The organism is Amycolatopsis sp. TNS106, from assembly GCF_019330265.1.
Classification (GTDB): domain Bacteria; phylum Actinomycetota; class Actinomycetes; order Mycobacteriales; family Pseudonocardiaceae; genus Amycolatopsis; species Amycolatopsis lurida.
This window is the reverse complement of sequence record NZ_CP024972.1, coordinates 1,172,666-1,193,144: the sequence shown is the minus strand read 5'-3', so window position 1 is coordinate 1,193,144 and position 20,479 is coordinate 1,172,666. Positions and strand designations below refer to the sequence as shown.

Genomic DNA, 20,479 nt, shown 5'->3' with positions numbered 1-20,479 from the left:
GCCGGATCACCTGGATAACGGAGAAACTCATGTCCCCCAGCGATATCGTCGCCCTGCGCGGCCGGACCGCGCACAAGAGCCTGCTCGTGCTCGCTGCCGCGGCGGTCGTGGTGTACGTCGCCGGGGACATCCTCTCGGCCTCCTTGTACGACGGCTACAGCTCCCGGGACCAGGCCATCAGCGAACTGACCGCTTCCGGGTCGCCCGTCCGGCCGCTGATGGTGACGGTCGTCCTCATCCACAACGCCTTGTTGCTGGCGTTCGGGATCGGCATCCTCCGAGTGGCCCGGCGCGGGATCGTGGGGTGGCTCGGTGCCCTGCAGGTCGCGGAGTTCGTCCTCGTGGGCATCGCGACGCACACGTTCTGGGCGATGAGTTCACGCGGCACGGCGCCAGGATTCAACGACACCATGCACATCGTCCTGTCGGGCCTGTTCAGCCTGCTCGTCGTGACGATGATGATCCTCTCGGCCGTCGCCTTCCCGGGCTGGTTCCGCGGCTACGCGCTCGCGACGGCGATCGTGGTCGTCGCCTTCGGCATCGCGTCTTCGCTCGCGATGCGCGGTCTCGCTCGGAACGACACCCCGTGGGCCGGGGTCTTCGAGCAGATCAACGCCTACGCCTACTTCGCCTGGCTCGTGGTTCTGGCCGTGATGATTCGTCACGAGCTCTGGTCGTCCCGCGCCGCAGGACCGGCGCAGGCGGCCGAGACGACGGCGACCGGGCACCGTGCGCGTTCCAGAACCTCGTGGCTGGTGACGCCGAGGATCGGCCTGGTACGCAGTCGCCTGCCATGGGAGCCGACCACGAGCAACCCGGCGTCGGCGGATTCCCCGAGTAGGCCCCCGGCCTCGTCACGCTGACGGACAAGCCGCGGCAGGATCTGGACGTCGGGCCTTGCGGAGGCCGTGGCCTCAGTGCATGCCGCGAGCAGTTTCTCCGCATCGGACTCGGCGTTTCGGTCGTACCACACCCGCACCGGCACGAGCGGGCACTGCCGGAGGGCAGCGGTCTCGGCGGCGAACGACAACGCCGTCTCACCGGCGAGTGAATCGTCCACGCCGACGACGACCGCGCCCGGGGCCGGACCGGCCGCACGGACGACGACCACCGGCGAAACCGCCCGCGCGGCCACCATTCTCGTGACATGCCCCAGGTAAGGCCGGTCGCGTCCCGCCGCACCGAGCGCGACGAGCGAACTGGAGGCGGACCGCTGGATCAGGGTTTCCACCACATCACCGGGTTCTGCCACACAGCGCTTCGGCACCTCGGGCGCGGCAGCGGTCGCGACCGCCGACGCGTCACGCAGGCACCGTGTGCCGTATCCGCCGGCCGGGTCCCGATCGGAGACGGGTGCGTAGACCCAGAGGAGTTCCAAGGGCACGCGACGGCGCGCGGCCTCCTTCGCGGCCCAGCCGACAGCGGCCAGTCCTGGACGCGAACCGTCCACCCCGGCCAGCACCGGAAATTCACTGTCCATAATGGTCACCTTCCGAAACGTCGGCCGGATCGGTCAGGCCCGCCGGGGCTGCCCGGGCGGATACGGCTGCACGCCTGGACAAGCGGTCGGCCAAGGTCGCCTCCGACGCTGTCATGACGTCACCCTTCTCCGAGGGAACGTATTCCCGCGCGCAGGAGAGTCACCAGCTGGACCAATGCTCCGATAGCCGATCCGGCGATAGCGATGACCAGCAGCACGCGCACCGTCAGCGGCCAGTCGAAGGAGGCGCCCCCGAAGTCGAACGGGAAGACCTGCCAGATCCGGATCACCGCGACCAGTCCGGTCACTGTCGCCGCCAGGCCGGCGACAGAGGTGAACCATTCGGCGCCGTACCCGACACAGACAAGGCTGCTGACCATTCCGACCACCAGCGACATGGTGACGACTCCCAGCACCTGATCGGTCTCGTCGGTCAGGAACGGCACCGCCCGCCATCCGGGGCCGGCGTGGATCCCGATCAGCAGCAGGCCATTGATCACCACGCTCACCGTATAGGCGGCGCGGCGCGGCGCTGCCGTCGAACGACGGGTTCTTTCCTTGGCTGTCATCACGGCTCCTCTGTGCCTCCGATGATCCGGCTGGGATCACACGGGAATCAGAGGCTTAGGTCCGCTCAGTGGGGGACCTAAGAGCGATGCGGAGCGGCGAGGCTTCAGGTGACAACCGAGCCGAACCCTTGCCGGTTCCTTGACACAGAAGGCAGTCCGTCTTACCGGCGCCTTGGCACCGCGAACAGTTCACGGTCATCCCGTACCCCGGCACGATGCGCACTTTCCTTCTCCTGTTCCGTGGCACCATATGCAGTCCACGTCCGCTCTCCTTCCGCTCGGCTCAGGGCGAGGTCAAGGTCTCGAGCGCCGCACGGATGCGTTTGCCCGCCTCCTCGGCGACGGGGCGGAGCTCATCGCGTTCGGGCACGTCGATCATCACCCGCGGATCGAGCGCCTGGACCAGGGTGCGCTCGGCGCCGACGGCGCGGACGACGACGTTGCAGGGCAGCAGCAGACCGATCATGCGATCCACCTCCAACGCGCGGTGGGCCAGCGTCGGATTGCACGCGCCGAGGATCACGTAGGGCTCCATGTCGGCGTCGAGCTTCTCGCGCATGGTCGCCTTGACGTCGATCTCGGTCAGCACCCCGAAGCCCTGCTCCTTCAGCGCCGTGCGCACTTCGGCGACAGCCTTCTCGTACGGCAGTTCCAGGGTGACACTGAGGTCGTACCTCATGGTGATCATTCCTTTCTTTCTCGGCGCGAGCCTGCGGCTCATCCGCCGTGCAATGCGGAGGGTGCGAATGCCGCCGCGGCCGCGACACCGGCCGCGACCACCAGCACCAGAGAGGCGAACGCGCGCCGGACCGTCCGCTCCGGCAGCCGGTTTCCGAACCGACCGGCCACCAGCGAAGCCAGGAGGGCCGTTCCGGCGAAGGACAGTGCGACGGCGAGGTCCGGCACAGTGGCCGCGTGTGCGGCCAGCCCGCCCAGCGAGGTGAGCACGATGACCACCAGCGAGGTCGCGACCGCTTCCGGCGCGGTGAGTCCCAGCAGCATGGTCAGGGCCGGCACGATGACGAAACCACCGCCGACACCGAACAGACCGGTCAGCACGCCCACGACGGCACCGGCGCCCAGCGCCTTGGGCAGGCACCGGCGCCAGTCCACCTCGCCCGCGCCGACGCGGCAGGCACCTTCCGGCTCGCTGGTGGCGGTGAGCATCCGTACCGCGACCACCGCCATCAGAACGGCGAACGCGACCAGCACCCACCGGTCCGGCAGCAGCCTTCCGAGCGCGGTACCGGCGAACGCGGCAGGCACGCTCGCCGCGGCGAAGACGAGCGCGACGGGCCAGCGAATCACCTTCGCCCGCCACCTGGCCACCAGACCACCGGACGCTGACACCGCCACGACCAGCAGCGACGTCGGGATCGCCGCGCTGAGCGGCAATCCGACGCCGTAGACCAGCGCCGGAATCGCCAGGATGGAGCCGCCCGCACCGAGCAGGCCCAGCGCGGATCCGATGACGAGGCCGAACGCCACGGCCAGCAGCATCGTCATGGCGTCGGCCTCAGCTTGCGACCATGGACAACCCGGCCCGCGCCGCCCGGTCGAACTCGTCGTCGACCGCGACGACCCGGCGCCCGGCCGCCGCGAGCACCGAAGCCGCGATCGAGGCACGGTAGCCCGCCTGGCAATGCACCCAGACCTCCCCGGCAGGCACCTCGCCAACGCGGTCCAGCAGCTCGTGCAGGGGAACGTGCAGTGCGCCGTCGATGTGGCTCCGGGCCCATTCGAGATCGCGCCGGACGTCGAGAACGGTCACCGGCCGGTGGTGGCGGACCATGGCCAGCTCTTCGAAGCGTGCACGGGGAAACGTGCCCAGTGACGCACCGCCCGACCAGTCCTCCGGAGCGCCCGTGGCCGCGGTTTCGACGTGGTCGACGCCGATCCGGAGCAGTTCACGCTGCGCTTCGGTGACCTGTTCCGGGGTCTCCCCGAGCAGGGAAAGCGGGGTGCCCCAGGGGATGAGCCAGCCCAGGTAGGTGGCGAAACTGCCGTCGATGCCGAAGTTGAGGCTCCCGACCAGGTGACCGGCCGCGAACGCGGTCCGTGAACGCAGGTCCACCACCCACTCCCCCGCTTCGAGGCGCGAGCGCAACTCGCCGGGTTCGGCCTTCGCGGGCGTGGTGACCCCCGGGGCGTCAGGACCCGCGCTGTTCGCCGGGCCCATGTGCGCGTAATAAGCCGGATAGGCGTCCAGGCCGGCGAGCAATTCGTCGACGTAGGCCCGTTCGTCCTGGCTCAGCACCGGGTTGACCTGCTTCTCCCGGCCGATCGTCGACCGATCGGCCGCCGACTGAGTGGCGGAGCAGAAACTGCCGAAGCCGTGCGTGGGGTAGATCTCGGCGTCGTCCGGCAGTAGCTCCGCCAGCCGATGCGCGGACGCGTACTGGCGCTTCACCAGCTCACCGGTGTGTGCGGGGCCGAGCAGGTCCGGACGGCCGGTCGAGCCGTACAGCAGGGAACCACCCGTGAACACGGCAGGAACCCGATCCGGTGCTTCCAGGACGTAGGCCAGATGCGTGAACGTATGCCCTGGTGTCGCCAGCGCACGCACGCGCATGAAAGACCCGACTTCGACCACGTCACCGTCCGCGACCGGTGAGCGTTCGAAGGAAACCGGATCGGCGGCGTTCACGTGATAGTCCGCACCCGTGGCGTGAGCCAGCGCGAGTCCACCGGTCACGTAGTCGTTGTGGATATGGGTTTCGAACACGTCGGTGACCCGCAGCCCGCGCACTTGGGCGAGGTCCAGGACGCGATCGATGTCGCGCTGCGGGTCGACCACGAATGCCACCTCGCCATCGCTGACGAGGTAGCTGCGGTCGCCCAAGGTCGGCGTGTCGATGGCGACGATCTCGATCATGCTCCTCCTTTCGATACCCCCAGGGGTATACGAATCCAGGATAGCCCACCTTGCCGAATGCCTCTTGATACCCCATGGGGCATAGCTCAAACAGGCACTTCCTCGCACCGATCAGCATCGCAGCACCCGAAGGCGAATATCAGTGCTCTTGGTCCCTGCCGCACACGACCATCGGACACCTGGCTCGACTGGTACCCCCGGGGGTATAGTGAAAGCCGAGAAATGGCCTTGACCTCGTGAGGAGTCCACATGTGCCAACGGATCGTCTGTCCGAAGTGCGGGAAGCCGACCTACCGCGGCTGCGGCAACCACGTCGAGCAGGTCCTGGGTGACGTACCCGCCGCCCAGCGGTGCACCTGTTCCACCGAGCGGCCCGAGCGGAAGCCTTGGCGGCTGTTCGGCCGCCGCTGAGCGCGGCAAGGGCAGGCGGACCACACGGCCTGCCACGCGGCGGCGACCGGCTCGCCAGGGCCGACTTCCGGCTGTCACTACGGGGAGCCGCGCGCGGCTCCCTTCCATCCTGTCTCCTGGAACGTCAGGCCAGGGTGAGGAACAGCTTCTCGAGCTGTTTGCGATCGGCGGCGCCCTGCTCGGAGTCGTCGGACAGGCACTTTTCCAGGCCGCTGGCGATCAGCTGGAATCCGGCCCGGTCCAGTGCCCGCGACACGGCGGCGAGCTGGATGATGACGTCCCGGCAGTCCCGGCCGTCATCGAGCATCTGGATCAGGCCACCGACCTGGCCCTGTGCCCGCCGCAGCCGTTTGCGCACATCCGCGAGCACGTCTTCGTCAAGTTCCACACCGACCTCCTCTGGTACCCCCTAGGGTACCTGGCGAGAGGCTCCGGTACTCCAGGCCGTCGCGGTCTAGGCGAACAGCGATCGCCTCATCCGCAGGACGGCCACACCGAGGAACAGCGAGGCGAACGCGACGAGAATCGCCAAGGGCCCCAAGATGCCGGACAGCCCGCTGCTTCGGGAAAGGATCGCCGTCCAGGCGTCGACCGCCCAGGCATGCGGGGTGGCGTGTCCCGCGATCCTGACCGCGGGCGGCACGATCTCCAGCGGCCAGGTACAGCCGCCGAGCATGCCGGCCCCGATCCCGACGGCGGGACCGATGGCCGACGCCTGATCGGGGGTGCGGAAGACAGTTCCGCTCAACATCCCCGCCCCGGCGCCGACCAGTGCCCAAGTGATCGTCAGTGCGGCGGCCGCGAGCGGATCGCCCCAGCTCACCCCGAAGAGCAGAGAACCGACACCGATGATCAGTGCCGACTGGAGCAGGGCCAGCACGAGATAGCTGAGCGTTTCACCGAGTACGACGTCGCGGGAACGGACCGGTCCGGCCATGATCCGCGCGTGGATGCCCAGATCACGGGTCTGGATCAAGACCGCGCCCAAGGCCATCGCGTTGATGAAGACGAAGAACACCAGCATCGTCGGCGCGCTGTAGCCGAACCCTGGCGGCAGGACCTCACCCGCACTGCCGACCACTTCCGACCGGACCAGCACCTGGGGCGTCGTGGCATCGAGCGACCGGGCCATCGGGAGCAGGGCTTCGAAGGGCTGCCCGGTCTGCCGTGCGGCGAATCCGGCGGCCTGCACAGCCGACGCGTGGTCGGTGATCACCGACGCCACGGCGGACCATGCGCCCTGCCCGGATCCGGCCGAACTGGTGACCAGCAACGGGAACTCGACCGAGCCACCGCTGGCCAACGCGCCGTCCAGGTTGGCGGGGACAAGCAGCACGGCGTCGATCTCGTTACGGCGCAGAGCATCCGTTGCCTCGTTCTCGCCAGTGAACCGGCTGATCACCAGCGTTTCGGCCCTGTCGAGACTCTGCGTCAGTTCGCCGGCCAACCGTCCTTCCCCTGCCACCAGCCCGATCCTGAACCCGGATTGGCCTTGCACGACCGTCCCGATCACCAAGATCACGATTACCGGCAGCAGCACCATGAAGAACAGAGCGATCCGGTCCCCCACCATTCGCCGCAGCGACACCGCCGCGATCGTCAGGATGTTCATCGCGATTTCCTCCGGTACAACACCGCTGTGGCCACCGAGACGACGCCACAGAAGGCGAGGATCGCCATCACCGGCAGGATGACGCTGGTCCAGCCGGCGCCACCGGCGAGGTCGGTGAAGGCACGTAACGCCCAGCCGTTCGGGGTCAGGAGCGCCAATCGCCGCATGAACTCCGGCGCACCGCCGATCAGGACGAAGTTCCCGCCGAGCAACACCAGCCCGAAGATGATGACGGAGGCGATACCGTCGGCCTGCCGGTCGCTTCCCGCGATGGCGATGACGAAAGCCGTCAAACAGACCAGCGTCAGCGCCAGTGCCGCGATCACCGCACCGACGGCGAGCGGCGGCCCCCACTCCGCGCCGAAGAACAACCCAGTCACGACCGCGACCGACGACAGGCTGGCGGCACCGTAGACGAACGTCGCCAGCGCTTTGCCCACCAGGATCGAACGAGGTCGGACCGGCGCGACGCCGATCCTGTCGAGAGTCCCGTTCCGGCGTTCCTCGAAGTAACCCTTGGCGCCGAAACCGATCGCGAAGAACATGAAGAAGATCCCCATCGCGGGCCCGTAATACCCGACACCGGTGAGCTTTTCGGTACCGGCGGGCTTCGGGACGACCCGCTCCGGCAGACGCAGCCCGGCCGCCTCCTCCGGCAGGTTTCCCGGCGGTGCCCCGGCGGCGGCGGCCACCGCGACCGAAAGACGATCGGCGTTCAGCTGCGCCACGAACGATTCGGCGATCGACCGCGCGACCGCACCGGCCAGTGGCGAGTCCACGCTGGACAACACGGTGATCGGGCCTGCCTCACCCCCGATGGCGGCAGCGGAAAAGCCGCTGGGCAGGACGAAGGCGGCACCGAGGTCGCCCTCGTCGAGAAGTGCTCGCGCCTCGGCCGTGCCCGTCACCTCGACGATGGTCAGTACCGATTCCAGTTCAGGGCCGGCTATGTGGGCGGTGAACGCAGCGGCCAGCGCACCACCGTCTTCATTGACGACGGCGACATCGGTGTGAAAGGTCTCCGCACCTCGGAAGGCGAAACTGACCAGCATGGCCACCGCCACCGGCGCCAAGAACCCGAGTATCCACGCGGACCGGTCCCGTAACCGCTGCCGCAGGTCCTTTCCGGCCACGACGAATGCCGCGTTCATCGGCTGACTCCTCAATCCCGCAAAGCGGTGCCGGTGAGGTGCAGGAAGACCGCTTCGAGGTCCGGCTCCGTCACTTCGACCGATCGCACGCCCGCTCCGGCCCGCTCGACCGTGTCCAGCACGCTCGGCAACAGATGCCTGCCGTCACGGACGATCAACTGCAGTTCGTCCCCGATGACGCCGGCCCGCTCGACTCCCGGCATGTCGCGGCAGAGTTTCACGAGCGAGGTCAGATCACCGTCCGCGGCCAGGTTGATCCGGTCGTGCTCGCCGAGCCGGTCGATCAGTTCCCTGCGGGTGCCTTCGGCGATCAGGCGTCCGTGGTCGACGATGCCGACCCGGTCGCACAGCCGCTCCGCCTCTTCCATGTAGTGCGTGGTGTAGAGCACGGCCATGCCCGAGGCACCGAGTGATCGGACGTTTTCCATGATCGCGTGCCTGCTCTGCGGGTCGACGCCGACCGTCGGCTCGTCGAGCACCAGTAGCGTCGGCCGGTGCATCAGGCCGGCACCGATGTTGAGCCTGCGACGCATCCCGCCGGAGTACCCTTCGACCTTCTCCTTCGCCCGGTCGGACAGCCCGATCAGTTCGAGCACTTCCCCCACTCGCCGTTCCAGTGCCCTCCCGCGCAGCCGGTACAGCTTCCCGAAGAAACGGAGGTTCTCTCGCGCGCTGAGATCCGGGTACAGAGCGACGTCCTGCGGGACGTAGCCGACCTGTGCCCTGGCGTCGATCATCGCGCCGCCACCGGGCACACCCGCGATGGCGATACTCCCCGCGTCCGGCCGCAGCAGACCGCACACCAAGCGGATCGTCGTCGTCTTCCCGGCTCCGTTCGGTCCGAGTAACCCGTACGTTTCCCCAGGCGCGATCGCGAAACTGACATCGTCGACGGCGATCCGGTCACCGAAACGCTTGGTCAGCCCGGAGACCGCCAGAATCTCGGCGAGCACGGGCGACGGCCCGGTCAGCGATCCGCCGCTCATCTAGACGGCCGGGGTGATGAGGCCGTAGTGGCCGTCGTAACGGTGATAGAGCACGCTCCCCCGGCCGCGTTCGGCGTCGAGGAAGAAGAGGAACGGCAACCCGAGCAAGCCGAGTCGATCCACCGCTTCGGTCGTGGACAAGAGCGGCGCGGGCTGCGTGCTGATGGTCAGCGCGAGCTTGAACGGAGCGAGCAGATGTGGCCCCGGCGGTGTCGGCTGCGCAAGCCGGTGCATGGTCGGGCCCGCGTGGTAGAGCACGCTGTCCTGCCCCGTCCCGGATTCGGTGAACAGGTGGAAGTCGTAGTCCAGCAGGTGCATGTCGATGGCTGCTTCGTCCACAGTGGAGGGAGCAAGCGAGTAGGACTTGTGCCGGATGATCTCCCGCTCGGCCGACGGCCGGGGGTACCACGGATCCGGCCGCGACGGCACCGAATCGTGCCGCCATTCACCGGGCTCCTCGCTCGGACGCCTTCCGCGCCTGGCCTCCCAATGCAGTGCGCTCCGCTCCAGCTGACGACGCAGCTTCGCGTCCAGCAGGTCGATCGCCTCCTCGGCGGTCGGCGCGGCCACCTGCGCGCGAACCGGTCTTCCGTTCACATCGAGGGTCGCTTGCGCGATCACCGGGCGGTCCATCGCGGGATTTCCGTGCCTGCTCAACCGCACCGACGCGGCGAGCACCGGACGGTGCGCCGCCCCGAAGAGACGCGACACCTTCTTTCCGGCACGATCGGCGAGCGCCGGCGGGATGTCTCCGCGGATCGTCACTCGCACTTCCGGCTTCACCGTGATCCCGGTCGTCCGCATTCGTTCAGTCCTTCCCAAGATTTCCACCTCTTCATCGGACACCGACGGTGCCTGCCTCACCAAGGGACCAAGGGCGTCGAGAGGAGAGACCTTGGGGCCTGTCAGGCTGCCATCGGAGAACTGGAGCCGGTGCTTCACGCACCGATCATGAATGGGTCCATCGTGGTGAAACGGTCTCCCACTCACGCTGCCACCGATCGGCTCGCGCCCGATCGAGCAAAACCCGGGCGACCCGGTACGACAGCCAGCTCAGCACCAGAATCGCGCCCCACAGGCCGGCACCGGCTCCCAGACCGCGGAGCGCCGCACCGGACATGGTCAACGGCGCCCCCACCGGAATCCCATCGGCGTCGAGCCACACCGGTACCCGGGCGCCCGCCGGGGTCCCGCGTGTCGCGGGTACCTCACCGATCCGGGTCGAACCGTCGGGACGCGTCCAGCGAGCCGTGACGAAGGTGGTGTCGTCGAACGTCCCGGACCGGACCGCGATGACGATCGGCGCCCCGTCCTCGAGCAGGATCGCCTCGGCACGGTACCGGGTGGCGGTTTCTTGGGCCGACCTGAGTTTTCCGGACGCGAACACCGCTGACCCGGCCGTCGCCGCGAAGGGAAGTGACACCATCGCGATCAGCACGGCGAGCACCAGGATCGCGACCTCGAGCCGGTCCACCGGCCTCGCCAACGAATCGGGCCCGGGACGAACTGTCCGCCAGGCCCGGATGAACGGTGATGAAGTGTCCATTGCCGGCCTCCGGTCGCGTTCCGCTCGTGTGTCCATCAGCATTGCCTTGTGACGTCTCGACGAGGAGGGACGTCGGTCCCGGCTTGGTGGGACCTCCAGCCCCAACGATCTTCACCTGCTCGTCTTCGCGCGGGACTCGACTTCAAGAACCCCAGCGGTGTCCCGTTCGCTTTCAGGCCGCGGTCCACTTTTCGGAGGCCCGTCGCCATTCCCGCTCCCACCCGGCGTCGCGCAGACGTCCCAGCATCGAACGACCGGCGAGAAAGACGCTCGTCAGCAGCATCACGCACACGAGCCAGAAGGCGACGCCGACACCGACGCCCTGGCCGACCGCGTCGGCACGCGCGACGGGCGCGTCGACCGCGTTCCCTTTCGCGTCGAGCCAGATCGGTATTTCGTCGCCGGTCGCCAACCCGGGATCCACGGTGACGACGCCCTCCCGGACCGGCCCGCCGGGCACGGTCCAGCGAGCATGCACCTTCACCGTCTCTTCGACGGGCACCCCATCGAACCGGACCTGTGCGGGTGGCGCGTCGGCCACCAGCACGGCCGTCGCCTCGTGACGATTCGCGGACTCCTCGCCCGCTCGCCGCAATCCGGCATCGTAGGCCTCGGACCCCATCGCCACCGCGAACGGAATCGCCAGCAGGGCGAGCAGGACGAGACCGATCACCAGTGCCGCCTCCACCCGGTCCGAGAGACGGACGAGCGGATTCCGGCCGACGTGAAGCCGTCGCCGGACCGCCGTGACGATACCCGGCTGTGTTCGCATGATGCTCTCCTCGATCAGGGTCGTCCACGGGACACGGATGTCGACGGCCTGTCTTCAAGCTTCTTTCCCGGAGGGAACACACGGGAGTGGCTGTGGTCCCCGGCGAGCCGGGACCTTCGGCACGCTGCCGCCCGATCCGGTCCTTCGACCCATCGACCGCGGACCTAAGCCCCATGGCACTGCCGCGCCGTAGGTAGATCCTTTGTCGAGGACAGGCGACCGTGTCGTCCGGAGCGGGTCGATCGTGGGTATCGCCTCGGATTCTCTTGAGTTCCCGGTCAGGGCCCCACCGCGACCGCACATTCGCCCTACCTCTCGACAACCCGAATCGACACTCACGACCACCTCGACCCTTCGTCCCACCTTTGCCTTCCGGCAAACGAGCCCTGCAAACGGAAGATCGGACAGACTGATGGCGGAGCAGGAACAACCGGGCGGATCCGCACCAGCCCCGACGACGGGCAAAGAGTTCTCGAAGAGGTTCGGCTTGCCGACCGCGACGGCGCTGGTGGTCGGCTCGATCATCGGCACGGGCGTGTTCGCCCTGCCCTCGTCACTGGCCCCGTACGGCCTGTCGAGTCTCCTGGCCTTCGCCTTGGTCACCATCGGCGCCTTGGCTCTGGGGCTGGTGTTCGGCTGGCTCAACAAACGCGTGCCGGGCTCGGGCGGACCGTACTTGTACGCACGGGACGCTTTCGGCGACTTCGGTGGCTTCGTCACCGCCTGGGCCTATTGGCTCACCGCGTGGGTGGGCAACGCCGGTATCGCGGTCGCCTGGGTCGGCTACGTGGAAGTGTTCGTCAACAAGGAGCACAACCCGTGGTGGTCGATCGCCATCGCGCTCATCGGCCTGTGGCTACCGGCCGCGATCACCATCTCCGGCGTCCGGAACCTCGCATGGTTCCAGATCGTCACCACGATCCTCAAGTTCGTACCGCTGGTGTTCATGGCGACCATCGGGCTGTTCTTCATCAAGGTCGAGAACCTCGGTTCGTTCAATCCCAGCGGGTTGTCGTGGCTGGGGGCCATCTCCGCGGCGGCCGCGATCGCGTTGTTCAGCTACCTCGGCCTGGAAACCGCCTCGGTGGCCGCCGGGCGCGTCCGCGACCCGAGCCGGAACGTGTCCCGGGCGACCGTGCTCGGCACGCTGGTCTGCGCCGTCGTCTACGTTCTGGGAACCGTCACGGTGTTCGGCACCGTGGGGCAGGGCGCCCTGATCGACTCGACGGCACCGTTCTCCGATTCGGCCACCGCCATCTTCGGGGGGAGCTGGGCCGGGCAGGCCATGGCCGTGGTGGCGATCGTCTCCGGGCTCGGCTGCCTGAACGGCTGGACGTTGATCTGCGCCGAAATGCCGATGGCCGCCGCCCGCGACCGGCTGTTCCCGGCCCAGTTCGCCAAGCTGAGCAAGAAGGAGATCCCGGTCTTCGGCATCTTGGCCGCCACCGTGCTGGCGTCGGTGCTCACCGCTTTGGGTTACTGGAACTTCCAGTCCGTGTTCACCAATGTGGTGCTGCTGGGTGTCTTCACCGCGGTGATCCCTTACCTGTACTCCGCCGCCGCGCATCTCTACTGGCTCATCGTCCAGGGCCGCGCGCTGAACTGGCCGCATCTGGTCCGCGACCTGGTCGTGACCGCCTTCGCGCTGCTGTTCAGCTTCTGGGCCCTGGCGGGCAGCGGATACCAGGCGGTGTACTACGGCGTGTTCGTCTTCTTCCTCGGCATCCCCGTCTACGTCTGGATGAAATCCCAGCGCAAGGAGTACGGCGAGACCCCCGTCTCCCCCATCCGCTATCCCGCGGACAGCCCCTATTTCCTCTCCCCCAACGGGACCAACGGCGCGAACGTCGAAGATGCCCCCACGTCGCCGTCCGAAACGCAGGAGCAGTCATGACTTTCGCCGTTCATTCGGAGGTCGGCCGGTTGCGGCAGGCCATCGTGCACCGTCCCGGCCTCGAACTCAGCCGGTTGACCCCTCGCAACATCGGCGAACTGCTCTTCGACGACGTCCTCTGGGCCAAGAAAGCGAAGCAGGAACACGACGCGTTCGCCGAAGCTCTGCGAGACAAGGGTGTCCGCGTGCACTACTACGGCCAGTTGCTGGCGGAAACGCTCGCACTCCCCGAGGGCCGGGCGTTCGTGCTGGACCGCGTGTGCACCCCTGAAATCCTCGGCCCGGCGCTGGTCGCGCCACTGCGGGCCCTGTTCGACGACCTCGACGGCGAGCATCTGGCCGAGTACCTGGTGGGCGGAGTCCTCAAAGCCGACCTTTCCCCGCTGCGAGCGCGGAGTCTCCGATGGGACACCCTCGCCGCCGACGACTTCGTCCTCCCGCCGTTGCCCAATCATCTGTTCCAGCGTGACGATTCCTGCTGGGTGTACCGCGGTGTCTCGATCAACCCGATGGCGAAACCCGCCCGGCAACGCGAATCCCTGCACACCCGGGCCATCTACCGCCACCATCCGATGTTCGCCGGGGCCGGATTCCACACCTACTACGGTGATGACGACGTCAGTCACCAGCCGGCCACGATCGAAGGCGGTGACGTGCACGTCCTCGGCGAAGGTGCCGTCCTCATCGGAATGGGAGAGCGCACCACGCCCATGGCCGTGGAAATCCTCGCCAAGGCGCTGTTCTCGTCCGGACAGGCACACACCGTCGTCGCCGTGGAGCTTCCGCACTCCCACGCCACGATGCACCTGGACACGGTGATGAGCATGGTCGACCGCGCCACCTTCGTGGTCTACCCCTACTTCGACCACGACTCCCGCAGCTGGACCGTCACCGCGGGAGAAGAGCCCTCCACCCTGAGCGTGCGCGCCAACGGGAACCTCTGGCACACCCTCGCCGAGGTCCTGCAGGTTCCCGAGGTCACGCTGCTCAGCACCGACGAGGACATCCGAGCCGCCGAGCGGGAGCAATGGGACGACGGGACGAACTACCTCGCCGTCGCCCCCGGGGTCGTCCTCGGCTACGAACGCAACGTCGCCACCAACACCATGCTGCGCAAGAGCGGCATCGAAGTCGTCACCATCGCCGGAAGCGAGCTGGGACGCGGCCGTGGCGGCCCGCGCTGCATGACCTGCCCGATCGACCGCGACCCGAGCTGAACGGATCCGAAATGGCCTTCAACCTGCGCAACCGCAGCTACCTCACCGAACTCGACTTCACCAAGGAAGAACTCCTCTTCCTGCTCGACCTCGCCGCCCAGCTCAAATCCGCGGCCTACGCCGGGATCGCGCAAAACCGGCTGGTGGGCAAGCATCTGGCGCTCATCTTCGAGAAGGCCTCCACCCGCACCCGATGCGCGTTCGAGGTCGCCGCCGCCGAGGAAGGAGCGACCACGACCTACCTCGGTCCCCAGGACGCCCACCTCGGGCACAAGGAATCCGCCCGTGACACCGCTCGCGTCCTCGGCCGAATGTACGACGGCATCGAGTACCGCGGCCACGAGCAGGCCACCGTCGAAGAGCTGGCCCGGTACTCCGGCGTGCCGGTCTACAATGGACTCACCGCGACGAGCCACCCCACGCAATCGCTGTGCGACGTGTTCACCATGCGGGAGCACAGCACGAAACCCCTGCCGGAGATCGCTTTCTGCTATCTCGGCGACACCCGCAACAACGTCGCCCGATCCCTGCTCGCGATGGGCGCCAAACTCGGTATGGACGTCCGGCTGGCCGGCCCCCGCGCGCTCTGGCCGGACGAGGAGTACCTGACGACCTGCCTGGCCGAAGGCGCGGTCAGCGGCGCCCGGATCACCGTCACCGACGACGTCGAGGAAGCCGTGACGGGTGCGGACTTCCTTCACACCGATGTCTGGGTGTCCATGGGCGAACCCGCCGGCACCTGGCACGAACGGGTCGCGCTGCTGGCGCCGTACCAGGTCACGGCCAAGACACTCGGCGCCACCGGAAACCCCGGCGTCCGGTTCCTGCACTGCCTGCCCGCGCTGCACGACCGCGAGACCGAGGTGGGAGCCGAGGCGTTCGAGGAATTCGGGCTGGACGGTGTCGAGGTCACCGACGACGTCTTCGAGTCTCCGGCGTCGCTGGTGTTCGAGCAGGCAGAGAACCGGATGCACACCATCAAGGCGATCCTGGTCGCCACGCTGGGGAGCTGACCGTGCGCATTCTCGTCGCACTGGGCGGCAATGCCCTGCTGCGCCGCGGTGAACGGCCGGACGCCGACCTCCAGCAGGTCAACGTGCTCGCCGCCGCCGAGGCACTCGCGGAACTCGCCACCGAACACGAAGTCGTGCTCACCCACGGCAATGGCCCCCAGGTCGGAATGCTGGCACTGGAGAGCGCGGCGGACCCCGCACTGACCCGGCCCTACCCGCTCGACGTCCTCGGTGCGCAGACCCAGGGCATGATCGGCTACCTGCTCGGCCAGGCGCTGCGGAACGTCGTGCCCGGCAAGCAGGTCGCCACACTCATGACGCAGACGCTCGTGTCCGTCGCCGATCCCGCGTTCAGCGATCCCGCCAAGTTCGTCGGCCCGGTCTACACCGAGGAGCAGACCGCCGCACTGGCCGCCGAACGTGACTGGACCGTCCGCCAGGACGGCTCGTCCTGGCGCAGGGTCGTCCCGTCGCCGAGCCCGCAGCGCGTGGTGGAGACTCCGGTGATCCGCGCGCTCGTCGAGGCAGGCACGCTCGTGGTCTGCGCCGGCGGGGGCGGTGTCCCCGTGGTGCGGGACGAACACACCGGACGGTTGCGGGGCGTCGAGGCCGTCGTCGACAAGGACCAGACCGCGGCCCTGCTCGCCGAAGCCCTGGACGCCGACGCGCTGCTGCTGCTCACCGACGTGCCCGCGGTCATCGACGGCTACGGCACCCCGCACGCCTCTCCGATCCACCACACCACACCGGCACGGCTGCGGTCCCGCGATTTCCCGGCCGGTTCGATGGGTCCGAAGGTCGACGCCGCCTGCCGCTTCGTCGAACTCACCGGCAACACCGCCGCCATCGGTGCCCTCGACTCACCCGCCGCGATGCTGCGGGGCACCGAAGGCACCGTCATCACGCCAACCGGCAAGGCGTGAGCGGTGGGCCGCCGCCCGTGCGGACCGGCTGCGTGTCGCGAAAGCCACTTTGGGGACGTCTGATGCCCCGAAAGTGGCTTTCGCGACACGTCCGGTGCGCAGCCGAACGCACCGCGGACCGCGGCGCTCCCGGTTCACAGGTCGTTGGTCCCGCCATCGGGGTTCCTCGGCCCCTTCTGCGCGACTGAGCCGGCGAGCAAGGTTTCACCATGGACAACGACTTCGAGGAAGAAGAGCGACCTGCTGTCAACGGAGCACGGCTGTGGGCGGGCGGTGCCGCGACTGCGGTGACCGCCGCCCTGACCGCGATCGTCGGGATCCTGATCGCGCGCGGCCTGGTCAAAGTCGCCGTATTGGCGCCCAGCCGCGAAGGTGCCTGGGGTGGCGCGAGCAGCCTCACCTACTCGCTCGCGTCGGCGGCCATCGCCCTCGCGGCGACAGCCCTGCTTCATCTTCTTCTGCTGACGGCACCGAAGCCCCGGACGTTCTTCGGCTGGATCATGGTGCTGTTCACCGCGATCGCCGTCGTGATCCCGTTGAGCCTGGGTGCCGCACTGGACGCACGGCTTGCGACGGCGATCATCAACCTGGCCATCGGGCTGGCCATCACGATCACGCTGTCCGGCGTCGCGGGTTCGGCCATCCGCCCCCGGCGGACGACCGGATCGTTCGAACACGAATCGCCCTGACACCTCGCTGGGAGAAGGAGAACCCCCATGGCAGTGAGCGAACAGGAACAGCCCACCGAGCGTGCGAGGCGCGGCCGTCCCGAGGTCGCGGACGTCGGCGTCCTGGCCGCCGAACTGCTCCAGCAAGCCCGCGAACACCACTCCCGACGTGCCGCCAGGACCCTGGTGGCAGGCAACTCCCAGCGGGTCACCCTCATCGCGCTGGCCGAGGGCGCCGAATTGGCGGAACACGACTCGCCCTCGGCCGCGACACTGCACGTCATCACCGGACGGGTTCGCCTGAGCACCCACGACCACGACCGGCTCCTCGACCACGGTCAGCTCACCGCCATCCCACCGGAGCGGCACAGTCTGGCGGCGTTCCTCGACAGCGCCGTCCTGCTCACCGTCGCGCTCCACTGAGCATCCGATCAGGCAGTGGTGGTCGCTGGTATGCCGGTGACCTAGGACGGTCTGGGAAGGGACCTTGGCTCCTCTGCCGCGGTCGCCCGGCGCCTGATGCTCGTGTCATGACCTATCCAGTGGAACTCACCGAACTCGAAGCCCTCACCGCCGCACATCTGCGCCGCCACACCACGATCGCCGACATCGGCGAGTGCGTGGGAGCGGGATACGAAACGTTGTACGCCTTCGTCGCCGAAGCCGGGACCGCGCCGAGCGGCCCTCCCCAAGCGGCCTATCGGGGTGACTTCCTACCGGGCGAAAAGCTCGATCTCGACCTCTACCTGCCCATCCCCGGCGGCCTCCCGGCGCAAGGCGATATCGACATCGTCACCCTCGCGGGCGGGCCTGCCGTACGCACCTCGCATCACGGACCTTACGACGAGATCAGTGCGGCGTATGAAGCCGTATACGAGTGGGTCCGGGAAAGCGGTCGTCAACCCGCTGGAGCACCACGGGAGTTGTACCTCCGTGGGCCGGACAGCACGCCGGACCCCGCTCTCTACGTCACCGACGTCGTCCTGCCACTGCGGAAAGAGTGAGCGCGAGCAGGTGGCCTTCAAGAGTTCGGGTGATGCGGCCGGACGTCGCGCCCCGCAGGGGCTTTGGGCCCTGTGTCGAGCGGCGATCGGACGACACGCTCGAACCAGCAGGCCTTTCCGAAAACAAGGAGGAAGCATGAAGGCTCTCGTATACGACGGACCAGGACGACGGGCTTGGACCGATCGGCCCCAGCCGGTGCTCGCCGCGGCGACCGACGCGATCGTCCGCGTCGACGCGGTCACCATCTGCGGCACCGATCTGCACATCCTCAAAGGCGACGTCCCGGCCGTGGAGCCCGGCAGGGTCCTCGGTCACGAGGCCGTCGGCACGATCATGGAGGTCGGCGACGCGGTGACGACCCTGAAGCCGGGCGATCGCGTGCTGGTCTCCTGCATCACCGCCTGCGGACGGTGCGAATACTGCCGGAAAGCCGTCTACGGGCAGTGTCTCGGCGGCGGAGGCTGGATCCTGGGTCACCGGATCGACGGCGTGCAGGCGGAGTTCGTGCGGGTTCCGTTCGCCGAGACCTCCACCTATGTGCTGCCGAAAGGTGTCGCGGACGAAGCCGCGCTGATGCTGGCCGACATCATGCCGACGTCCTACGAAGTCGGCGCTCGCAACGGAAAAGTGCAGCCAGGCGACTGCGTCGCGATCGTCGGGGCCGGCCCGATCGGGCTCGCCGCGATCACGACGGCGCAGCTGTTCGGACCGAGTTCCATCGTGGTGATCGACAAGGAACCCAGCAGGCTCGCCGCCGCGAAGAGTTTCGGCGCGGACGTCCTCCTCCAGCCCGGGGAGAATCCGGCCGCGGCGATCGCCGAACTCACCGGTGGTCTCGGCGCGGACGTCGCGATCGAAGCGGTCGGCGTGCCCGAGACCTTCGAGTTGTGCACGGAAATCGTGCGGCCCGGCGGGCACGTCGCGAACGTCGGTGTCCACGGCGCGCCCGCGACATTGCATCTGGAAGACCTCTGGATCCGCGACATCACCATCACCACGGGTCTCGTCGACACGTCGAGCACCTCGATGCTGCTGCGGATGCTCGCGGCGGGACGGCTCGACACGACCCGGTTCATCACCCACCGGTTCGGGCTCGACGAGATGGACGAGGCCTACGACGTCTTCGCCCGGCCCCAGGACAGCGACGCGCTCAAGGTCGCGCTCTTCCGCGGCTGACACGCCGACGGTAAAGAGGTTATCGAGGGGAAAGTCGCCTGCCGTGTGCTCATCTGCTGGGCATAGGGATATCGATTCCGCCATATGCGTCTGATTGGGCGCTTTGCGCGGGGGGCGAGGGGTAAGGCAAAGGTTGCGTCGGTTGGGAGTGTATGGAAACAGGGACGTTGGGTGTCCCTATTTCCACACACCTCTCCTGAACCGGTCGCGACAGGGGACGTCTCGCCGGACTGTGTGGATTTCAGGTCATCCAACGCACTGAAATCCACACAGTGAGGGACGCGGTCCAGCGGAGCAAGGCCGTCCGGCACCACGCCCGAAAACGACACCTTTGACTTACCTGCCAATAACCCTCTTTGCCACTCACGCCCCTCGCGTGAACCGGACATCAATCGGGGCACGCCATCACCAACCCGCGCCAGTCACGATCCCCGGCCCGACGCCACCGGCCGGAAGGAGGCCGTGCCGGTCAAGAATGACGCTTCAACGCCTCGATGACGCCCTTGCCGACCGGTTCCTCGATCGGCAGATGGCTGTCGTCCATCTCCGCGGTGAGGTACTCACGGACGTCCACCACGCCGTCGAGCCGACGGATGAGCGCCACGATCACCGGGATCATGCCCGTGCGTTCGACCTGGCCCCGCACCGTCACGACGCCGTTGTGCACGGAGACCGACAGCGTGTCGGGATCGATCGCCATCGCGCGTTTGACGACCTCGGTGCGGACCTCCTCTCGCAAGTCCGCATCAGAACGGAGAAAGCCGCGCAGGAGCTCGGATCTCCCGACGATGCCCACCAGTTTCCCGTCGTCGTCGAGGACCGGGAGCCGGTGCACCCGGTGAACCTCCATCCGCCGGATCGCTTCGTCCACGCCGACGTCCTGCGTCACCGTGATCGCGGGCGCGGTCATCAACTCGTCGGCCCGGCTTCCCTCGACTTTGCGCCGCAACCGGGGGCGGACGCGCAGCAGGCGGTGCCGGATCTGCCGTTCCAGCAGATCGCGCTGTGACACGACGCCGACCACCCTGCCTTCGTCGTCCACCACAGGCACACCGCTCACTCCCCACGACGCGAGAAGAACGGTGATCGCCTTGAACGGGGTCTCCGGTCGCACCGTGAGCACTTGGCCGCGCATCACCTCGCGCACTCGACGACGTCTGCTCATCTCGATCTCCTTTCCG

At 67.9% G+C, this 20,479-nt stretch carries 22 protein-coding genes and 1 pseudogene; 10 read left to right on the top strand and 13 right to left on the bottom strand.

What is annotated here, in order from left to right; all coding sequences use genetic code 11:
* Positions 1 to 29 precede the first annotated feature (29 nt).
* A pseudogene (locus CVV72_RS41495) lies at positions 30 to 593 on the top strand (DUF998 domain-containing protein); the annotation flags it as partial.
* Positions 594 to 661: 68 nt separating this feature from the next.
* Here the strand turns inward: CVV72_RS41495 and CVV72_RS05405 are convergent.
* From CVV72_RS05405 to CVV72_RS05385, 5 genes are all read right to left on the bottom strand, one after another.
* Positions 662 to 1,480 (bottom strand): universal stress protein, encoded by an 819-nt coding sequence (locus tag CVV72_RS05405; RefSeq protein WP_219151321.1) that lies wholly within the window; start codon positions 1,478 to 1,480, stop codon positions 662 to 664.
* 119 nt (positions 1,481 to 1,599) lie between these two features.
* Positions 1,600 to 2,049, bottom strand: a complete 450-nt coding sequence (locus CVV72_RS05400; protein WP_219151320.1) for a hypothetical protein — start codon at positions 2,047 to 2,049, stop codon at positions 1,600 to 1,602.
* Between the two features lie 283 nt (positions 2,050 to 2,332).
* The gene (locus tag CVV72_RS05395) at positions 2,333 to 2,728 is read right to left on the bottom strand and encodes a DUF302 domain-containing protein (protein ID WP_219151319.1); all 396 of its coding nucleotides are present in this window, start codon (positions 2,726 to 2,728) and stop codon (positions 2,333 to 2,335) included.
* 38 nt (positions 2,729 to 2,766) lie between these two features.
* On the bottom strand, positions 2,767 to 3,555 hold the full coding sequence (locus CVV72_RS05390; protein ID WP_219151318.1) for a sulfite exporter TauE/SafE family protein: 789 nt from the start codon (positions 3,553 to 3,555) through the stop codon (positions 2,767 to 2,769).
* 10 nt (positions 3,556 to 3,565) lie between these two features.
* Positions 3,566 to 4,924, bottom strand: coding sequence for an MBL fold metallo-hydrolase (locus CVV72_RS05385; protein ID WP_219151317.1), 1,359 nt, complete (start codon positions 4,922 to 4,924; stop codon positions 3,566 to 3,568).
* Positions 4,925 to 5,173: 249 nt separating this feature from the next.
* On the opposite strand from CVV72_RS05385, the gene CVV72_RS05380 reads away from it, so the two are divergent.
* A complete protein-coding gene (locus CVV72_RS05380; protein WP_219151316.1) occupies positions 5,174 to 5,335 on the top strand; it encodes a hypothetical protein in 162 nt (53 codons plus the stop codon).
* Positions 5,336 to 5,459: 124 nt separating this feature from the next.
* Here CVV72_RS05380 and CVV72_RS05375 read toward each other — a convergent pair whose 3' ends face one another.
* The 7 genes from CVV72_RS05375 to CVV72_RS05345 form a co-directional block, all read right to left on the bottom strand.
* Complete coding sequence (locus tag CVV72_RS05375; protein WP_219151315.1) at positions 5,460 to 5,723, bottom strand: metal-sensitive transcriptional regulator; 264 nt, start codon at positions 5,721 to 5,723, stop codon at positions 5,460 to 5,462.
* 66 nt (positions 5,724 to 5,789) lie between these two features.
* On the bottom strand, positions 5,790 to 6,947 hold the full coding sequence (locus tag CVV72_RS05370) for an ABC transporter permease (RefSeq protein ID WP_219151314.1): 1,158 nt from the start codon (positions 6,945 to 6,947) through the stop codon (positions 5,790 to 5,792).
* Positions 6,944 to 8,098, bottom strand: a complete 1,155-nt coding sequence (locus tag CVV72_RS05365; protein WP_219151313.1) for an ABC transporter permease — start codon at positions 8,096 to 8,098, stop codon at positions 6,944 to 6,946. The genes CVV72_RS05370 and CVV72_RS05365 overlap by 4 nt, the downstream gene beginning before the upstream one ends.
* Before the next feature lie 11 nt (positions 8,099 to 8,109).
* Positions 8,110 to 9,084 (bottom strand): ABC transporter ATP-binding protein, encoded by a 975-nt coding sequence (locus CVV72_RS05360; protein ID WP_219151312.1) that lies wholly within the window; start codon positions 9,082 to 9,084, stop codon positions 8,110 to 8,112.
* Positions 9,085 to 9,888 (bottom strand): HPF/RaiA family ribosome-associated protein, encoded by an 804-nt coding sequence (locus CVV72_RS05355; protein WP_219151311.1) that lies wholly within the window; start codon positions 9,886 to 9,888, stop codon positions 9,085 to 9,087.
* Between the two features lie 145 nt (positions 9,889 to 10,033).
* Positions 10,034 to 10,558 (bottom strand): hypothetical protein, encoded by a 525-nt coding sequence (locus CVV72_RS05350; protein ID WP_255632536.1) that lies wholly within the window; start codon positions 10,556 to 10,558, stop codon positions 10,034 to 10,036.
* Positions 10,559 to 10,802: 244 nt separating this feature from the next.
* Complete coding sequence (locus CVV72_RS05345; protein WP_219151309.1) at positions 10,803 to 11,402, bottom strand: hypothetical protein; 600 nt, start codon at positions 11,400 to 11,402, stop codon at positions 10,803 to 10,805.
* 487 nt (positions 11,403 to 11,889) lie between these two features.
* Between CVV72_RS05345 and CVV72_RS05340 the strand changes: the two genes are divergently transcribed.
* From CVV72_RS05340 to CVV72_RS05305, 8 genes are all read left to right on the top strand, one after another.
* Positions 11,890 to 13,296: an amino acid permease gene (locus CVV72_RS05340; RefSeq protein ID WP_255632535.1), complete on the top strand. Its 1,407-nt coding sequence runs from the start codon at positions 11,890 to 11,892 to the stop codon at positions 13,294 to 13,296.
* A complete protein-coding gene (locus CVV72_RS05335) occupies positions 13,293 to 14,513 on the top strand; it encodes an arginine deiminase (protein ID WP_219151308.1) in 1,221 nt (406 codons plus the stop codon). Before CVV72_RS05340 ends, CVV72_RS05335 begins: the two co-directional genes overlap by 4 nt.
* A gap of 11 nt (positions 14,514 to 14,524) precedes the next feature.
* Entirely contained in the window at positions 14,525 to 15,526 is a 1,002-nt protein-coding gene (gene argF, locus CVV72_RS05330; RefSeq protein WP_219151307.1) for an ornithine carbamoyltransferase, read from the top strand.
* 2 nt (positions 15,527 to 15,528) lie between these two features.
* Positions 15,529 to 16,449, top strand: a complete 921-nt coding sequence (locus CVV72_RS05325; protein WP_219151306.1) for a carbamate kinase — start codon at positions 15,529 to 15,531, stop codon at positions 16,447 to 16,449.
* A 209-nt stretch (positions 16,450 to 16,658) separates the two neighbouring features.
* On the top strand, positions 16,659 to 17,138 hold the full coding sequence (locus CVV72_RS05320; RefSeq protein ID WP_219151305.1) for a DUF6069 family protein: 480 nt from the start codon (positions 16,659 to 16,661) through the stop codon (positions 17,136 to 17,138).
* Between the two features lie 27 nt (positions 17,139 to 17,165).
* A complete protein-coding gene (locus tag CVV72_RS05315) occupies positions 17,166 to 17,540 on the top strand; it encodes a hypothetical protein (protein ID WP_255632534.1) in 375 nt (124 codons plus the stop codon).
* Between the two features lie 107 nt (positions 17,541 to 17,647).
* The gene (locus tag CVV72_RS05310) at positions 17,648 to 18,121 is read left to right on the top strand and encodes a GyrI-like domain-containing protein (protein ID WP_219151304.1); all 474 of its coding nucleotides are present in this window, start codon (positions 17,648 to 17,650) and stop codon (positions 18,119 to 18,121) included.
* A gap of 136 nt (positions 18,122 to 18,257) precedes the next feature.
* The gene (locus CVV72_RS05305) at positions 18,258 to 19,298 is read left to right on the top strand and encodes a zinc-dependent alcohol dehydrogenase family protein (RefSeq protein WP_219151303.1); all 1,041 of its coding nucleotides are present in this window, start codon (positions 18,258 to 18,260) and stop codon (positions 19,296 to 19,298) included.
* A 469-nt stretch (positions 19,299 to 19,767) separates the two neighbouring features.
* Here the strand turns inward: CVV72_RS05305 and CVV72_RS05300 are convergent, their stop codons facing one another.
* On the bottom strand, positions 19,768 to 20,463 hold the full coding sequence (locus CVV72_RS05300; RefSeq protein ID WP_219151302.1) for a CBS domain-containing protein: 696 nt from the start codon (positions 20,461 to 20,463) through the stop codon (positions 19,768 to 19,770).
* Between the last annotated feature and the right edge of the window lie 16 nt (positions 20,464 to 20,479).

Bases quoted from the DNA above. Each gene is read 5' to 3' on its own strand.
- CVV72_RS05405 (WP_219151321.1), bottom strand. From the start codon at position 1,480: ATGGACAGTGAATTTCCGGTGCTGGCCGGGGTGGACGGTTCGCGTCCA.
- CVV72_RS05400 (WP_219151320.1), bottom strand. From the start codon at position 2,049: ATGACAGCCAAGGAAAGAACCCGTCGTTCGACGGCAGCGCCGCGCCGC.
- CVV72_RS05395 (WP_219151319.1), bottom strand. From the start codon at position 2,728: ATGAGGTACGACCTCAGTGTCACCCTGGAACTGCCGTACGAGAAGGCT.
- CVV72_RS05390 (WP_219151318.1), bottom strand. From the start codon at position 3,555: ATGACGATGCTGCTGGCCGTGGCGTTCGGCCTCGTCATCGGATCCGCG.
- CVV72_RS05385 (WP_219151317.1), bottom strand. From the start codon at position 4,924: ATGATCGAGATCGTCGCCATCGACACGCCGACCTTGGGCGACCGCAGC.
- CVV72_RS05380 (WP_219151316.1), top strand. From the start codon at position 5,174: ATGTGCCAACGGATCGTCTGTCCGAAGTGCGGGAAGCCGACCTACCGC.
- CVV72_RS05370 (WP_219151314.1), bottom strand. From the start codon at position 6,947: ATGAACATCCTGACGATCGCGGCGGTGTCGCTGCGGCGAATGGTGGGG.
- CVV72_RS05365 (WP_219151313.1), bottom strand. From the start codon at position 8,098: ATGAACGCGGCATTCGTCGTGGCCGGAAAGGACCTGCGGCAGCGGTTA.
- CVV72_RS05360 (WP_219151312.1), bottom strand. From the start codon at position 9,084: ATGAGCGGCGGATCGCTGACCGGGCCGTCGCCCGTGCTCGCCGAGATT.
- CVV72_RS05355 (WP_219151311.1), bottom strand. From the start codon at position 9,888: ATGCGGACGACCGGGATCACGGTGAAGCCGGAAGTGCGAGTGACGATC.
- CVV72_RS05345 (WP_219151309.1), bottom strand. From the start codon at position 11,402: ATGCGAACACAGCCGGGTATCGTCACGGCGGTCCGGCGACGGCTTCAC.
- CVV72_RS05335 (WP_219151308.1), top strand. From the start codon at position 13,293: ATGACTTTCGCCGTTCATTCGGAGGTCGGCCGGTTGCGGCAGGCCATC.
- argF (WP_219151307.1), top strand. From the start codon at position 14,525: ATGGCCTTCAACCTGCGCAACCGCAGCTACCTCACCGAACTCGACTTC.
- CVV72_RS05320 (WP_219151305.1), top strand. From the start codon at position 16,659: ATGGACAACGACTTCGAGGAAGAAGAGCGACCTGCTGTCAACGGAGCA.
- CVV72_RS05315 (WP_255632534.1), top strand. From the start codon at position 17,166: ATGGCAGTGAGCGAACAGGAACAGCCCACCGAGCGTGCGAGGCGCGGC.
- CVV72_RS05310 (WP_219151304.1), top strand. From the start codon at position 17,648: ATGACCTATCCAGTGGAACTCACCGAACTCGAAGCCCTCACCGCCGCA.
- CVV72_RS05305 (WP_219151303.1), top strand. From the start codon at position 18,258: ATGAAGGCTCTCGTATACGACGGACCAGGACGACGGGCTTGGACCGAT.
- CVV72_RS05300 (WP_219151302.1), bottom strand. From the start codon at position 20,463: ATGAGCAGACGTCGTCGAGTGCGCGAGGTGATGCGCGGCCAAGTGCTC.